This is a genomic window from Actinomadura spongiicola (genome assembly GCF_003432485.1).
Taxonomy (GTDB): Bacteria; Actinomycetota; Actinomycetes; order Streptosporangiales; family Streptosporangiaceae; genus Spirillospora; species Spirillospora spongiicola.
Window position 1 is genome coordinate 14,693 of sequence record NZ_QVNQ01000002.1, and the last position, 15,301, is coordinate 29,993.

Annotated in this window: 17 protein-coding genes and 1 CRISPR repeat array (1 of these 18 only partly in view); of the genes, 2 read left to right on the plus strand and 15 right to left on the minus strand. The window is 67.8% G+C overall.

Annotated elements, in window-relative coordinates; all coding sequences use genetic code 11:
- Positions 1-410: a CRISPR direct-repeat array (repeat unit 30 nt; unit sequence GTCCTCATCGCCCCTGCGAGGGGTCGCAAC); it begins 16 nt to the left of the window's first position.
- A 42-nt stretch (positions 411-452) separates the two neighbouring features.
- The 6 genes from D0T12_RS04760 to D0T12_RS04785 form a co-directional block, all read right to left on the minus strand.
- Complete coding sequence (locus D0T12_RS04760) at positions 453-3,137, minus strand: BTAD domain-containing putative transcriptional regulator (protein ID WP_117398068.1); 2,685 nt, start codon at positions 3,135-3,137, stop codon at positions 453-455.
- Positions 3,134-3,529, minus strand: a complete 396-nt coding sequence (locus D0T12_RS04765) for a pilus assembly protein TadG-related protein (RefSeq protein ID WP_117398069.1) — start codon at positions 3,527-3,529, stop codon at positions 3,134-3,136. The genes D0T12_RS04760 and D0T12_RS04765 overlap by 4 nt, the downstream gene beginning before the upstream one ends.
- A 67-nt stretch (positions 3,530-3,596) precedes the next feature.
- A complete protein-coding gene (locus D0T12_RS04770) occupies positions 3,597-4,091 on the minus strand; it encodes a TadE/TadG family type IV pilus assembly protein (RefSeq protein WP_117398070.1) in 495 nt (164 codons plus the stop codon).
- The gene (locus tag D0T12_RS04775; protein WP_117398071.1) at positions 4,084-4,557 is read right to left on the minus strand and encodes a TadE family protein; all 474 of its coding nucleotides are present in this window, start codon (positions 4,555-4,557) and stop codon (positions 4,084-4,086) included. The genes D0T12_RS04770 and D0T12_RS04775 overlap by 8 nt, the downstream gene beginning before the upstream one ends.
- Positions 4,554-4,778, minus strand: a complete 225-nt coding sequence (locus D0T12_RS04780; protein WP_117398072.1) for a hypothetical protein — start codon at positions 4,776-4,778, stop codon at positions 4,554-4,556. The genes D0T12_RS04775 and D0T12_RS04780 overlap by 4 nt, the downstream gene beginning before the upstream one ends.
- Positions 4,779-4,803: 25 nt before the next feature.
- Positions 4,804-5,700, minus strand: a complete 897-nt coding sequence (locus tag D0T12_RS04785) for a hypothetical protein (protein WP_117398073.1) — start codon at positions 5,698-5,700, stop codon at positions 4,804-4,806.
- Between the two features lie 116 nt (positions 5,701-5,816).
- On the opposite strand from D0T12_RS04785, the gene D0T12_RS34735 reads away from it, so the two are divergent.
- Entirely contained in the window at positions 5,817-6,155 is a 339-nt protein-coding gene (locus D0T12_RS34735) for a hypothetical protein (protein ID WP_147339380.1), read from the plus strand.
- 126 nt (positions 6,156-6,281) lie between these two features.
- Entirely contained in the window at positions 6,282-7,232 is a 951-nt protein-coding gene (locus D0T12_RS04795) for a pentapeptide repeat-containing protein (protein WP_117398075.1), read from the plus strand.
- A 10-nt stretch (positions 7,233-7,242) separates the two neighbouring features.
- On the opposite strand, the gene D0T12_RS04800 is transcribed toward D0T12_RS04795, so the two are convergent.
- From D0T12_RS04800 to D0T12_RS04820, 9 genes are all read right to left on the minus strand, one after another.
- A complete protein-coding gene (locus tag D0T12_RS04800; RefSeq protein WP_117398076.1) occupies positions 7,243-8,163 on the minus strand; it encodes a type II secretion system F family protein in 921 nt (306 codons plus the stop codon).
- Positions 8,160-9,440 carry a CpaF family protein gene (locus tag D0T12_RS04805; RefSeq protein ID WP_158581416.1) on the minus strand — a complete coding sequence of 427 codons (1,281 nt, stop codon included), beginning with the start codon at positions 9,438-9,440 and terminating at the stop codon, positions 8,160-8,162. Before D0T12_RS04805 ends, D0T12_RS04800 begins: the two co-directional genes overlap by 4 nt.
- 34 nt (positions 9,441-9,474) lie before the next feature.
- Positions 9,475-10,350: a ParA family protein gene (locus D0T12_RS04810; protein WP_117398078.1), complete on the minus strand. Its 876-nt coding sequence runs from the start codon at positions 10,348-10,350 to the stop codon at positions 9,475-9,477.
- Positions 10,351-10,352: 2 nt separating this feature from the next.
- Positions 10,353-10,922: a hypothetical protein gene (locus D0T12_RS04815; RefSeq protein ID WP_117398079.1), complete on the minus strand. Its 570-nt coding sequence runs from the start codon at positions 10,920-10,922 to the stop codon at positions 10,353-10,355.
- Positions 10,923-11,065: 143 nt separating this feature from the next.
- Positions 11,066-11,524: a hypothetical protein gene (locus D0T12_RS34740; RefSeq protein ID WP_147339382.1), complete on the minus strand. Its 459-nt coding sequence runs from the start codon at positions 11,522-11,524 to the stop codon at positions 11,066-11,068.
- A gap of 321 nt (positions 11,525-11,845) precedes the next feature.
- Positions 11,846-12,394 (minus strand): hypothetical protein, encoded by a 549-nt coding sequence (locus D0T12_RS34745; RefSeq protein WP_147339383.1) that lies wholly within the window; start codon positions 12,392-12,394, stop codon positions 11,846-11,848.
- A 171-nt stretch (positions 12,395-12,565) separates the two neighbouring features.
- Complete coding sequence (locus tag D0T12_RS34750; protein WP_147339384.1) at positions 12,566-13,054, minus strand: ATP-binding protein; 489 nt, start codon at positions 13,052-13,054, stop codon at positions 12,566-12,568.
- A gap of 322 nt (positions 13,055-13,376) precedes the next feature.
- Positions 13,377-13,844, minus strand: a complete 468-nt coding sequence (locus D0T12_RS34755) for a hypothetical protein (protein WP_147339385.1) — start codon at positions 13,842-13,844, stop codon at positions 13,377-13,379.
- A 206-nt stretch (positions 13,845-14,050) separates the two neighbouring features.
- On the minus strand, positions 14,051-15,277 hold the full coding sequence (locus tag D0T12_RS04820) for a cytochrome P450 family protein (protein WP_199487300.1): 1,227 nt from the start codon (positions 15,275-15,277) through the stop codon (positions 14,051-14,053).
- Positions 15,278-15,301: the final 24 nt, after the last annotated feature.

The following is a 15,301-nucleotide window of genomic DNA, read 5'->3' on the forward strand; positions in this document are numbered from 1 at the left end:
CGAGGGGTCGCAACCGGTCCTGCTCCGGCCCTACCTGACCGACAAGGCACGCGTCCTCATCGCCCCTGCGAGGGGTCGCAACATGTAGGCGAGCCGGTAGGGCAGATCCGACACCACGTCCTCATCGCCCCTGCGAGGGGTCGCAACGCCGCCGCGGGCCGGGTGTTCGAGCACTACACGAGTCCTCATCGCCCCTGCGAGGGGTCGCAACATGCTGCGGATGTTCGCGCCGGAAGCGGAGATCTCAGAGTCCTCATCGCCCCTGCGAGGGGTCGCAACCTGCCCGTTGGGGCCTGGACACAGATGAGACGGGAAGTCCTCATCGCCCCTGCGAGGGGTCGCAACAGGGTCATGCCGTGCCTGGCGTCGGCAGCCTCGGCGTCCTCATCGCCCCTGCGAGGGGTCGTAACACTACACGTGGTCCGGATTCACCGACTCATGCGCCGGGGACCTCATCGCCCCTGCGAGGGTAGGTCGGTGAGTAGCTTGTGGGTTCGGTCGTCGGGTTCGGTGTCGATGTTGGCGAGGTGGAGTGTCAGGAGTTGGTAGGTGCGTCGGGCGGCATCAAGGCGGCCAAGGTCGGTCTCTATTTTCATGATGGATTGGTAGAGGGGTTCGGCGTAGGGGTCGTGGGTGATGGCCTGTTCGAGGGCGGCGAGGGCTTGCTCTGGGTGGCTGTGTCGGAGGAGCTGGGCGAGGCGGGTCAGGGCTTCGATGACGGCTCGGCGTAGGTGTTCGCGGTGGTTCTCGACCCAGTCGTAGGTGAGGTCGGCGGCGAACTCGGCGGTGTAGAGATCGGCTATGCGTTTCAGTGCGTCGATGCGTGCGGTGTCGGTGTCGGCGTGGCGGGCTTGGGTGAGCGCGGTGTTGAGGTGCTGTTGGTCGACGTCGATGTAGCTGGGGTCGAGGTGGTAGCGGCCTGCGGTGCGGATGAGGTACATGGGCTCGCGTACCCCGGTTGCGGTGCGGAGTGTCTTGCGGATGTTGGCTACGGCCGTGTTGAAAGCGTTGGTCGCGGCGTCGGGTTGGTGGTCGGGCCACAGTGCGGTTATGGCTTGCTCGCGGGTGATCCCGCGGGGCTCGGTGGCGAGGTAGGCGAGCAGGTCGCGGGCGCTGCGGCGGACTCCGGTGGTGATGGGTCCGTCGGTGGTGTGCAGGCGGACGGGGCCGAGGACTTGGAGACGGATTGGGCGAGTCTGGTCCTGGCCGGTGGGAGCGAGGGTGAGTGTCTCGGTGGACGCGTTCTCGCTGTGGGTGGTTGCTCGTGTGGTGGCGGGCCTGGGTGTTGGGGGTGGGGCGGTGGACGTTTCTGGCTCGGGTGCTCCGATGGCGGTGCGGAGGGTGTGGAGCATGGCGTTGGCGTCATCGCTGGTCAGGTGGAACAGGTGTGCTCCGGTGAGCGTGTCGGCGAATGGTCCTTCGGCGCGGGTGACGGTGGAGTCTTCGGTGAGGTGCAGGGTGGTGCCCGTGGGGGCGGGGCCGAGGATGAGTGTGCCGAAGCCGTAGCGGTGGCCGAGATGGGTGACGGCCTGGAGAGCGCCTGGTGTGGGGTCGGGGACGGTGGCGGTCAGGAGCAGGGTGGGCAAGGGTTCGGCGGGGTCGGTGGCGCGTAGTGCGATCAGGTCGGGTTGGTCGGCGGCTTCCATGAGCTGGGCGCGGTGCGCGATCTCGGCCTCCAGTTCGGGGATGGCCGTGGAGCAAGTGGGGGTGAGGGTGAGTCCTGGAATGCCGTCGAGGGCGGTGCCCGGGAAAAGGGTGTCGGCGTCTGGCTGGGGGATGAGGAGCTCGGCGCGGTCGCGGGGTGCCTTGGCGAGGAGTTCAGTGGTGATGGCTCGGGCTGCGGCGTGCGCGCCGTCGCCGGTCAGGCCGAGGGTGAGTCCGGCGAACGGCAGGGTGATGGTGGTGTTGTCGCGGGTGCCCAGAGTGATGCTGTCGGGTGGCGGTGTGGTGCGGTCGAGTGCGATGAGGTCGGCGTCGGAGGGGACGGGGGCGTCGTGGGCGGCGTAGGTGCGGTCCAGGTGGGCCTTGCGGGCCTGGGCGACCGGGGCGGGTGCGGGCTGGTCAGCGGGAGCGTCCTGGGCGCTGTTGCGGTATTGGCGGCGCCGGTGCAGGCGGGTGGCGGCGACGGCGAGGCTGAGCGCGGCGGCGAGACCGATACCGATGTGGGAGCCGGACGGCAGGGTGATGCCCGGATTGTTTGGGTTTCCGGAACGCGCTGTCGTCGGCACTGGGGTGGACGGCGGGTTCTCTACGGGCGATGCGACGACCGGGGCCGGTACTTCCGAAGGCCGGTTCCCAGGGGTGCCGCGACCTTCCCGGGGAGCGTGCGTCGGGCGGTCGTAAGAGCGGTGTCGCTCGGACGTCGGGAGACGTTCGGAGTGGGAGCCGCGTTCTGGCGGAGGGTCTTCGATATTCGTGCGGGCGGGTGGGAGTCGGATTCGCTGGCCGGGGCTGATCTCGTCGGGATCGGTGAGGGCCGGTACTCCGGGCGGCTGGTCGATGGTCCGGCTTGCAGCGAAAATCTTGGTGTAACGGCCGCCGGAGCCGTAGGCGCGGCGGGCCAGGCTCCACAGTGTGTCGCCACGGTGGACGATTTGGGTCCGCCCTGCGGGTTGTTCGGGTGGCGGGGTGGGCGGCGTGTCGTCTCCGAGCAGCGGTTCCCACTCGGGGCTCCGGGAGGGGGACGTACTGGGCCCGTCGGTGGGTGGCGTGTCAGCGGTGACGACCTGGGTGGCGGCCGACGCGGGAGTCGTGAGAACCGTGGCGCTGCTGAAGATGAGAGTGATGGCGGCGAGCAAGTCCCGTGCCAGTTGTTGCGCTGGCCGGACTGGACGCGGCAGCGCGGGCGCGGTGTGCCCGGCCAGGCAGCCGACGGCCTCGGTGCAGGTCGCGATCGTGAACACGACCCACGCCGACCACCCGAGAAGCCGCACCACCGACAGGAACAGCCGGTTGCCGGTGTCGGGCCGCATGAGCGTGGCCGTCACCTGCTCCCAGGATGGAACGTGGTCTGGTAGCGGGGAGCCGGCCACGGCGTACAACCCGATCGGGACACCGACCAGCAGTACGGCACAGATCAGCAGAGCGCAGAATCCTCGCAGGATCTCGGTGATCCGGGTGGGAGGGGCAACAGTCATGGCCGGGTAGGTCCTTGTACTCCGGTGATCAGGTTCGCAGTCGCGGCTCCTTCGGCGCGCAGGTGGCTGATCCCGATGAGGGGAAGGAAACGTGCGGGCCGGGTGATGGTGACGTGGACTTGGATGGCACGTGTCCCCGACATGGTCACGGTGCTGGTGTAGCCGCCCGTCCGAAGGTAGGCACGGGCGGCGTGGATCGCGGCGCGACGGTCGACGGTGAAGGTGCCGTCGGTGTAGGCGCGGTCGAGATCGATGCGGCTCGCACCGGCTCGGGCCGCCTCCTGCGCGACGGTCCCGGCGTCATGGCGGGCTTGGAGTTTCTGCTCGATGTCGACGACCGCGCCGAAGAACACCACCACGGCCAACGTGAGGATCATGGCGAAGATGCTCACGGTGCTGTCATCCCCGCGCTGGTGGGCCTTGGATGAGCCGCGTGTGTGGAAGCGAGGGCCATGGTGGTCACCGCGCCCGGTAGATGTCGATCGGGGACCGGTGGGTCTTGGTGACGATCCGGGCGCCGGGCATGCCGGGCAGGGCGATGTCGGTGAGCCTGATCACGCAGGTCACACGCGCCGCGACCGATCCGGCGTTGCCGACGGGTCGATGGAACCCGGCAAGGTCGAGCCGGACGGTCGGGGTGCAGTGCAGACCTCGGTCACGCAGCGTGGTCATCGCACTGGATGTGGCGTCCTTGTGTGCTTGGGCGGCGGTCCGGGCGATGGAGGCGTGGCGGGCGGCGTCAGCGGCGGCCTGGGTCACGATGGCGCCGCCCTGCTGAACCCGCATCGCCATCAGCAGACCGGCCAGGAACGCGACGAACAACGGTGCGATGATGGCGACTTCGACCGCGGCGTTTCCAGCGTCCGGCGCGAAGGCCGACTTGAGGCGTCTGAGACCGGCTGTCGGTGTTGCCCGGGTCCCGCCTGCCGGGCTCGGGGACTGGGGTTCATCCATCGGGGACCACGCCTCCCGGGTTTAGTTTCGGGGGCTCTCCGGAACGAGTGGGCTCGCGAGCTTCGACAGTGAATCGTTCGTGGGCGCCGCGAGCCGTGCGGCTGATGCCTATGTGGACGCCGGGCAGTAGGGACGGGGCCTGGCCGTTCACGCGAACGGTCACGGTCGTTCCGGCCGACAGCGTGACGCTCGGGGCTCGCAGGACGGGCTCGGCGTCAGCGAAGGCCAAGGCCGCGGCGCGTCCCTGAGCGGGAGTGTGCTCGTAGGCGCGGGCGACGCGCAGTCCTTCCTCGGCGGCCGCGAGCGCGACGTCGCGAGCGACCGACACCAGCGCCGCCTGGACCAGTGCGAGGACCAGTAGGCCGACGGCCGGGAACAGGATCGCGGTGGTGATGGTCGCCGATCCGGCGTCCCGGCGGCACCAGGCCTTGAGCCGGGCTGTGGACGTGGGGATGTGCGGGGTCATGGGCCGGTGGCTCCGGGGATCTTGTCGATCCAGCCTTCGACCTTCTCCGAGGCGGTGAGGTAGACGGTAAAGGCGAGCCCGGCGAACCCGGCCACGATGATGATCGTTTCGACTGTGCTGGAACCCCGGTCAGGGTCCTCGTGCAGCCTGGTGAGCAGGCGTTGGCGATTGTTGAGCGCCGCGACCGCGAGCCTCACGGTCACAGTGGTGAGCTTGTGCATGGTTCCCCCCGAAGTGTGCGGTGGTTCAGCCGGTTCCCAGGAGCTTGGAGAAGAACGGGAAGCCGATCAGGATCACGAAGCCGAGCATGAGCAGGGAGGTCGGCACCCACGCCGCGGTGGTGCGGGCGTTGGCCTCCGACCGCGCAGCCGCCGACGCCTCGTGCCTCATCGCGGTGATCTTCGCGACCAGGACGTCGTGCATTCTGGCGCCCTCGTTCCCGGCGATCTGCGCGGTGTGCGCCAGGTCGATCAGGTCGGACACGTTGATCTGTTCGCCCAGGTCGGCCAACGCGCGCCAGGGTTGCTGCTGGGCATGGCGGGCGCGGGTGAGCGCGTGATGGACGCGTTGGAACGGCCACCCGTCGCTAATCTTCGCCGGTTCCTCCAAAGCGGCGTTGAGGGCGGCGCCCGCCTCGCGCTCCAGAACGACCAACTGTAGGTAGGAGGTGAAGGCGTAGCGGAAGTCCCGGCGGCGTTGCCGGGCGGCCGAGCGGACCCTGTGGTCCGGGACCATCGCGAATACCACGGCAGGCACCAGCCCTGCCACCGCAGGGAACGTCCAGGACGGTATTCGCCCGGCCGCGGTCGCCAGGGCGGTGAGCAGTGCGGGTACGGCAAGGCCGACGAGGAAGAGGACGAGCTTGTCGAGCATGAACCGCTCGACGCTGCGTCCCAGCAGGGCCAGGTCGGCGCGAGGGACGGCGAGCACACCGGCCGGACGGGCCAGGTGCTCGGCCAGCCACCGTCCCAGGCGCTCGCTGCCGCTGTCCGCCTTGGTCGGCGGAAGGGCGGACGGCAGCGGCGTGGGCTGGATCCGAGCCAGGGCGGCGTCCAGCCGTGGCGGCGCGGGCCACAGCTCGCGCACGATCACGACCACGCCCAGCGCCCCCAGACAGCCGAGCAGCGCGGCGATCGCGGTCATCGCGGGACCCCTGGAAGAACCTTTGCCGCACGGTTCATTTCTACTGCTTTGAGTTCTCTGTGGCGCGAGGTGCGCTGGCAGGGCGGGGTACCTGGTAGTGGCGGTTTAGTTCGATCTTGTTGTTGCAGCCCAAACACGAGCGCCACCGCCGCTGGCCTGGCAGTCTCAACCCGCACTTTCTCCTGCACTTGCTGAGCGCCTCGGACGTTGGCCCGGTCAGCCGTAACTGGATCAACAGGCGCCTCAATGTGTTTGCCGGAGCCGGATGCCAGGACCGCATCGTCGACGAAGCCCTCGCCACCGGCGGCGACCTGCGCCGCCTCTGTGACCTGTTCAGCGTGACCATCGCCACCGCCGAGCACTATGCCGCTGTGCTCAACTATCCTTGCCTGGCTACCGACGGGCCCAGCACGAGTTCCCAAACCGAAGTCCCGGTCACTCAACACGGCGAGTAGCCACCTACTGAAGCCCCCTGCCCAGCAGCCTTCAACTGGAAAAGGCCTTCGACACAGTCTTTGTACTGCCAGGCTGAAGGCGGTGGGCTCCCGATCCGATTCGCCCGGAGCTGGGAAGGTAGAGATATGATGGAACGGCTCGTATCGTGGAAAGTTGTCCTGGCCGCTCTGGGGCTGGTGTTGCTGCTCTTGGCGATCGTTCTCTTCGTTCCACGCATGGCCTACCCACCGCTGTCGGCCACGGAGTTGCAAGGGGTAAGCGCCGCCGACAAACGCATCGAACTCCAACACGCCCGAGGCCAACTCCAAGGCGCGTTCCGTGGCCAGTTGCTGCAAGCTCTCGCTGGTCTGTTCATCATCGCCGGATCGGTAGCAGCGTGGCAGCAAGTCAGAGTCGCTCGCGACGGGCAAATCACCGAACGGTTCACTCGCGCGATCGAACACCTCGGCGACGAGAACCGCGGTATACGGATCGGCGGACTCTATGCGCTCGAAAGAATCGCGAATAACTCGCCCAGTGATCGGGCAACGATCCAGCGCACGATCGGGGCCTTTGTTCGAAACAATGCCGCCTGGCCAGTTGGTGCACCTGACGGACCGGAGCATCCAACCCCTGACGTAGACGAGTCGATTCCATGGCTGCAAATTCGTGCCTTTGATATCCAAACCGCCGTAGCCATCCTTGGGCGCCGTCCACCCTCCAAAGAACAGCCTGTCCTGCACCTGTCCCGGTGTGATCTGCGAAGCGCCGGCCTGGCCGGAGCAACATTGCCCAGCACACAGATGCGCCACGCAAACCTCGCCAGAGCCCAGATGGACGGATGCTTGCTTGAAAACAGCAACCTCTACGACACCGATCTTCGCGGAGCGAGCCTCCGAGGTGCTCACATGGCCAACGTGATACTCCGCAACGCGTATCTCCAAGGAGCCAACCTCAGTCGTGCAGATCTGCGAGGTGCTGATCTCCGGGGAGCCAACATGGAAGGGGCCGTGCTCGCTGGCACCAACCTGTCCGGCGCGGTCCACGACGCCACGACGACCTGGCCGAGCAACTACACACCCCAGCCAACTCCATGACCCGAAGGGTCTAGGCCCGCTCATTAAAGCTCGCCCTTCCTGGGTTCGGGCTGGAAAACCCTTCAGATTTCGCGAACTCCCGGGGTTTGTGGAGGAAGCGGGCACCGGTCGACAGGACCGACAGGTGCCTCATCCACCACAACCCCACCGCGTAGATGGCGGCGACGACCGCCAGCACGAGCTGCCCGAGCGGGGTGTCGTACGGGCCGGCGAGCGTCCGCGAGGTGGCGAACAGCAGACTCAGACCGCCGACGGACGTCACGATCACGATCAGGGTGGTGCGCAGACCGGCGCGTTCGGCCTCCACATCGCGGCGGACGATGACCTCCTGCTCGACGGCGGTGGCGAGCAGGCTCAGTGCTTCGCGGGTTCCGGGGCCGCGACGGCGTGCGGCCAGGATCAATGCGCAGGCGATCAGGTCACCGATCGAGTCGTCGAGCTCGTCGGCAAACGCTCGTAGCGCCTGCTCTGTCCCGGCGTGATTGTTCAGACGGCCCGCGAGCGCTTGAACTTGGGGACGGATGGGGACGGGAGCGACGCGGAGGCTGTCGGCGAGGGCCTGTTCGAGGCCGCGGCTGGCACCGATCATCTCCGCCAGCCGCCGCGACCACTGCGCCAGCGCCTCCAGCCGGGCGATGCGTTGCTGCGGCGCGTGTCCCGACAGCATCGGCGGCAACGCGTACGCTCCGCAGGCGACCGCAAGGGCGGCCACCGGCCATCCGGTCAGCCACCACACCGCCAACCCGGCGACGGCCCCGGCCAGCCACCGGTTCCGGCGTTCCGGTGAAGCCGCGGACCTCGCCAGCGCCAGCGACCGTGACAGCGGACGCGACGCTGGGGCATCGGCATCGGTGTTTCGGACGCCGACGGCGAGCGCGGCGACGCCGAGGGCACCGCAGCAGCCGGTGAGCGCGGCCAACAGATCCGTCATGACCAGCCACCGCCCATCACGGCCGGTTCGGCGGCCAGCAGGTCTGGGTCGAAACCGTGCTCGGTCAGGTCGGCGAGCAGGGCGGCACTGAGGTGTCCGCCCGCTGGGGTGGCGCGTCCGTCCTCGCCGGGGACGAAGATGTGGTTGCGAGTCGGTTCCGCCGAGTCCGCGGGCGGTCCGACCTCCATCACGTGGGAGACGAACCGGTCGTTGCTGACCGGATCCCGCCGCAGGTACGCCACCAGCGGTTCGGCCAGGCCGAACATCAGGTGTAGATCTGCGGCGGACATGCCGAGGTCGGCACGGCGACCGAGTTGCACCACCCGGGTGAAGACGTGTTCGGGACGGTGGACGTGCAGTGTGCACATCGAGCCGCGTGCCCCCGAGTACATCACTTCCAGCATCGGCGCGAGCTCTCCGTGCCGTGCCTCGCCCACGATCACCCGGTCTGGGTTCAGCCGGAGGCAGGCTGGCACCAGATCTTGCAACCGCACCTGCCCCGCCCCTTCGGCGTTGGCTTGACGCGCCTCCAGCGCGACCACGTCCGGGTGCCGGTGCGCCAGGCTCGGGTCGTCCAGGAACAGTTCGAAGTCGCTCTCCAGTGTGATCACCCGCTCGGAGGCAGGAATCTCTCCCGCCAGAGCGCGCACCAGCGTGGTCTTGCCGGTGTTGACCTCTCCGCACACGATGATGTTCCGCCGCGCCCGCACCGCTGCCGACAGGAACCCGCGCAACGTAGGTGACAGCGTCCCGCGGTCGGTGAGCTGCTCCAGAGTGACGTCGACCAGGCGGTGCACTCTGATCGCCAGGTGGGGACGCCGCGACACCCAGCCCACGACCGCCAGCCGCACCCCGCCGGGCAGCGCGACGTCCAGCAGCGGAGAGGCGTGCGAGAACTCCCGGCCGGAGTTGCCGCGCCGTGCCAGCAACTGCACCCACTCGATCAGGTCCTCGTCGGACTCGGCGACCGCCGGGCCGGGCTCCTTCACTCCGCTGGTGTAAGTCACCCACGTTTCCCGACAGCCGTTGACGACGATGTTCTCCACATCCAGGCTGTCCAGGTACGGCTGCAACGGCCCCAGCCCGAACCGGCGATCGAACACCACCCGCGCTACCTGCCGCTGGACTTCGACCGGCACCTCTCGTCCTGCCGACATCTGCTCGTGCGCCCACAATTGGGCCTGCGCTTCGACCAGTTGCCACGCCCGTTCCCGATCCGGGCCGTCGGTCAGGACGTCCGCCAGCCGTGTCGACACCTCACGCGCGGCCGCCCACACGCGGGTTCCGTAAGACGGAGCAGTTGGGGCCGCACTACTGGTGGGATCGACGGGAGTGGGCGATGCTGGAGCGATCCAAGGCGTTCCCGTCATTAGATTCCTTCCGCCGGATGGGATGGGCCTCCGCTCGTCGGGCCACTTCGGTAGTGTCAGCGGCCCCACTCGGCATGGGGGTCGTCTCCGTCGGCACGCGCAACCGATGCCCCATGCGGTTGAAGCACCGTACGAGTAGGCACGTTCGAAAGGTCCTCCGTGGGCGCGCGCCGTCTGACAGCACCTGTGCGTCGGCTGGCGAGTGGGGAAGCTCGGCCAGCACGGGGACTCTCAACAAGCGCTTGATCTCCGCCGCGCTGTAGGGGCCGTCCCCGATCAGGCACAGGCCGATCTCTCCACGACTGCTCACCAGGGACCGCAGGACATCCAGGCGCGGTCTGACCGCGTCGACCTGCGCCAGCGTGGGTTTAAGCACGACGATCACGACGTTGGCCGCCTCCAGCAGCGCCACTGGCGTCTCCGCGCCGCCGACCCGCCCTAGATCGGCGATCACGTCTCCGTCGCGGGTTGCCAGCGCTCCGGCGACAAGGGGCCAGAGCGCGGTGAGCCGCGCGGTGTGCCGAGGATCCCGGATGCCGTGCAGGAGCTCGGCATGGCCGTCGTCGTCCAACGGGACGACGCACTGTTCCAGCCGGACGGACACGTTCGAGTCGTTTGCGTCCGTGGTCGTGATTCCGAGAAGCCCTGGCCCGGCGGGCTCGCGCATCCGATCGGCCAGGTATCCAGGCAGTACCCGGCGACCCATCGGATCGCACTCGGCCAGCAGCACTCTTCCCGGCCAGGTCAGTGCCAGGCCGAGGGCGGTCGTCGTCACCCCTGGCGAGCCACCGGGCGAGACCAGGCAGTACAGCGCCATGATCAGCCTCGCCTGTCGGTCACAACGAGCACGACCTGCTCGGCCGCCGCCTGCCGCGCAACCGAACTGCCGTCCGCCTCAGGGACCAGCAACGACACCGTCACCAGCCCATCGGCGCCCGCCTCGCCAACCTGGTCAATGGTGGCCGGGACGTCGTGCGATGCGGTTGTCGGCGCGGGGGCGGTTCCGGCCACCTGGCCTTGGCCGCCTGCGGTGAACACCACGCGCACATGCCAGCCAGGCGCCAGTCCCGGCGGCACCGCACCGGGCTTGAGTGGCACCGCCACCAACGCCTGCCCGTCTCCCGGGATCGCCCGCGCCGTCAACTGCGACGCCGCCAACAATGTCCCCTTGCGCAGCCCCACCGCAGCCCACATCCCCGTGACCGTCGCCAGCCGGGGACCAGGCACCGTCGCCACGGCCGACTCCACCGTCACCCAGGTCGTGTCGATATCGGCAGGCACGATCTGGTGCCCGACCGGGACGTCACGTGCCACCCGCACCACCGAGACCCGCTGGTCCGAGGAGCGGAGCATGGACACGTTTGCCAGGCCCGCGAAGGCGACGAGCATCGTTCCGGCTGCGATCCACCCCCACCGCCGCTGACGCGCCACCCGCATCCGCAGCCCGCCGCCCGCGTCCTCACGTGGCGTCGAGGACGAAGGCGCGGAGCCCGGCCTCCTGAAGATTCTGCTACTCGAATTCATGACGCTCCTCATCCGTACAAACCCTGAGCCTCGGCGATCCGCAGTCGGAGACTCGTCGAGCGACTCAACGGCGGCAGCACTCCGCCGGAGCCATCCGAGCCCCTCCACGTTCCGCCCCACAGCACGGTCGCTCGCACCCGATAGGCCCCACCCGGCTGGGCCGCTGACGAACGCGCGTAGACGTACGAGCAGTTCGTGCGTTGCGAGGCCGCCGACTTGGTCGGGTTGTACGCCGTCCCAGGACCCGAGCAACGGACGACGCGGTGCCCTTGGCCCGGCTCGATCGTCGTCCGCTGCGGGACGGCGGTCACCTCGACCCACACCTCACCGACCGACGCGCGCCCGCTCAGCGACCGCCAGTTCGTCACCCAGAACCACTCCGGCAACCCGACCAGCCCGGCCTTACGACGGGGCGGAGCCGTACGCACACGCGGAGCGGGAATCGGCAACCGAGCCCACTTCGCCATCGCCAGCTCCGCAGGCGACACTTCCGGACTGCCTCCCTCGCGACGGACGGGAGTGCAGACTTGCACGTCGTCCTTCACGGACCTGCATTCATGAGGTCCGATCGACTGCTCCTCCTCGCCATCCGAGGGAGCGGGGCTCTTTACCGATTCGCCGGGGTCTTTCTTGGGCTCGGCGGGTTTCCCGTCCTGTTCGGCGCCGAACCAGTAACTGCGACTGTTTCCACTGGCGGTCGGTGGAACTGGTTCATGAGGGGGCGACGCGGCCAACATGAGGCCGAGCGGCGCCGCGCTAAAGCAGAGCGCGAGAAAGGCAGGCATCGTTCAGCATCCCTTCCCGTAGGAGATCGATTTCGTGACACGCCATCGACCATCAGAACCCTCAGCAAGGTAAGCCTTGATGGTCTCTTCTTCGACGCCCCGATTGATCTTCTTGCCAGTACGCACGTTCAGAAGTCCGGCTCCGCTGGAATCCTGGCAGTCACGAAGCGTGGCACCCGTGCCAACGATTCGGACGCTCTGTATGTGGGTGGCCACTGTCCCGTAGGTGGCAATGTCTGTTCTTTTCATCTCCTCAACCCTGTCGAGCACCTGCGTCAGTTGAGGATCGGTCATGTGAACGCCGAGCTTCTGCCTGCGCGTACTTGCTGGCAGGGAGTCGGCGCGATCGAGAATCGCGACGAACGCGATGTAGGAACGTTTGATCGCTTCAGTCTGGGATTCGGGCGGCGGCGATACCGGTGCCGAGACGGCAACGGTCGGCATCGGACTGTCGGCTTCACCGGTGCCGCATCCCGTCAGGAGCAGCATGGTAACGACGGACAATCCGCGCAGGCGGGAAAGGGATTTGGCCGCTCTTCGGTGCTCGCTCAAGTTGACATCCTCCAACGGCAAGCCGGATCCACGGCCCTGCGCAGATGGCTCACTGGTACTAATAGCGGGTGGTGTGACGCTGAAGGTGAAATCGGTGTGCCCGTCCGATCACATCGCCTGGACGGCCGGAGCGCAGGACGCGACGATCTCATCGACCCGAGTTCGGCCACCTCATGTGACACCACCGCGTTCGTTTCTGGTTGCCACGGCAATGACGGGGAGTACCGCGATCACCCATTTGCCGATCGGCGAGTGGGTTCGCGCCACTTGTAAGGAGGAGGCCACTGCCTGAACTATCGGGAGGCCCCATCCGCCCGCCCGATCTCCGTCGAGCCCCAGGGCTTCAGAGTCTGGAGCGATATCGTCCAGCGTGAGATCACCGACCGCGCCCACGGTCGGCATTTCCGTAGAGGAGTCCCAGACACCGATCGTCAAACCGGTGCCGATCCAGCGCAGATGCAGAGCGAGTTGCTCGGTAGGGCCGGACACTCGGAGAGCATTGGTGAGCAGTTCGCTGACGACCAACGCCAGGTCGTCCCCCGAGACCGGAACGCGCCATTCACGGAGTGCGGCGGCCGCTTCGTCGCGGGCCAGCCCGACGGCTGAGCGCTGGGCAGAGTAGTGGTGTGTTCTGGCCCTACAGGTCAACGTTGTGGTCATGGTGCTCACACTCCTCGGGGTCAGACGCGGGCCACCGTCGACGAGCGATGTCACTTCGATGGGGTGGTCGTCAGCCCTCAAGGGGTGATCCACCCTTTTGGTGTCGGCGGGCGACGGTGCAGGGGATTGGCGCGTCCGCGTTACGGATCGCGGTCGAGATCTTTTGGCGGGAGCGGTGAGGCGATGTCCGAGCACCAGGCGCCGGGATCGTGCGGCCGTCGCTCGGGCCGACGCACTGCCCGCTTCGCCGATCAGCCGCGTGGGACACGGTCCCCGCTGCGCTTTCGTCGGCTCCGCGCGCCCGGCACCAGGTGGTCGACGGTCAGGTCGCTCGGACTGCGTACAGCGTGTTCAGCAAGCCTCGGCGGCGTAGGTTGTCGTCTGCGGCGCTTGCTTCGGCGAGCAGCCTGTAGGCACTGATCAGCACGGCGGGCTTGGTGGCCGGTGGTGCCGAACTCTTGATCCAACTCACGCCCTTTCGGGCACCGCCACAAGCGGTCATGGTGGCGCCGAGCAGTTCGGGGCTGAGGGCGATTGCCTCGGTCGCGATTTTGGTAGCCGTCCGTTCGAGGTCGTGGCACGCGCACGCCGCCAGTGCGTCTCTTACTCGGTGCAGGGTGTAGGGGTAGGGCTGTAGGCCCCTCCAGTGATCGGGCCGGAACGCCGCCGTCCGTCCTGGTGCGTAGGTGTGCACGATTCGCGTCAGGGCTTGCGTAGCCGCGTCGAGGATCGAACGAGTACCGGTGTTCTCCGCGTCCGGCCCCTGCGCTGCGGGAGCGTGGTGGTCCATGGGCTTCCTCCTCGTGGCTCATCCTTCGAACGATGCTCTTCACTTATAAGTGAAGAGCAATACGCAGAGTAGTTGGATGAGTCGTTTCCGTCAACGTCATTAGGTCGGAGTGTCGGTCTGGCTTGGAGTAAAAGTGATGGATGCTCAGCGGATACGAGCTGTGGGGAGCTGCGGCGCGAGGTTGTTCGTCCGCTCGGGCGAAGGGGTCAGCGGGTGTGGGGCTGCCAGCGGACCGGGAGTGTGAGCAGGCCGCGCATCATGCGGCTGGGGCGCCAGGCCAGTTGTTGGGGTCGGGTGTCCAGGTGCAGGTGGGGGAGGTGGCGCAGGATGCCGGTCAGCGCTATGTGGGCTTCGGTGCGGGCCAGTCCGGATCCCAGGCAGTAGTGGGGGCCGTGGCCGAAGGCGAGGTGACCCTGCCGAGGCCGGGTGCGGGTGAGGTCGAGAGCTGAGGGGTCGGTGAAGTGGGCCGGGTCGCGGTTGGCCGCGCCGAGACTGATCATGACGATCTGCTCGGCGGGAATCGTGACGGGGCCGAAGGCGACCGGACAGGTGGTGAACCGGACGGTCGCGATCCCGAGGGGCGAGTCGTAGCGCAGGAACTCCTCGATGGCTGGGACGAGTCCGTCGGAATCGCTGACCGTATGGTCGGCTATGGCGGTGTGTTGGGCGGGGTGGAGCAGGAGGGCGAGGACGGCGTTGCCGATCAGGTTGGTAGTGGTCTCGTGCCCGGCGATCAGTAGCAGCACTGCCAGCGATACCAGTTCTTGCTGGTTGAGAAGGTCGCCGTTTGCGCGGGCGGTGATCAGGGCGTCGAGGAGGTCTCCGTCCTCGCCCTGGTGCGCCGCGCCGGTTTCGAAGCGGTGAAGTCTGTGGGCGACCAGGACTGCCATGGTGTCGTTGATGTGGTGGGCGGCCTGGTCGCGGGTGGCGGCGTCGGCGGTGGTGAACAGGGCGTTGGACCAACGGCGCAGTTGTGGGCGGTCGTGTTCGGGAACGCCCAGGAGTTCGCAGATGACGGTGACCGGGAGCGGTACGGCGAACTCGTTGATGAGGTCGGCGGCGCCTTTGGGCGCGATGGCGCCGAGCAGTTGGTCGGTGATCTGCTGGATGCGGGGGCGCAGGCGGTCCACGGCGCTGGCGGTGAACGCCGGTGCGGCCAGGCGGCGTAGCCGTGTGTGGTCGGGAGGGTCAGTGGCCAGCATGCTGTCCCGCAGTGCTGGGGCGATGTCGCGGCGGTCCCCGAACAGGTGCCCGAAGCGGCGGGTGTCCCTGCTCAGCCGGGGGTCGGTCAGTGCCGCGCGGGCCTGTGCGTATCCGGTGATCAGCCAGGTGTGATGACCGCGAGAGGAGACCTTCACCCGCTGCACCGGTTCCTGGCCGCGCAGCCTGTCGTAGACCCGGTACGGATCGCGATGGAAGTCGGCGTCGAACACAAGAGGCTCCTCGATCCAGATCAG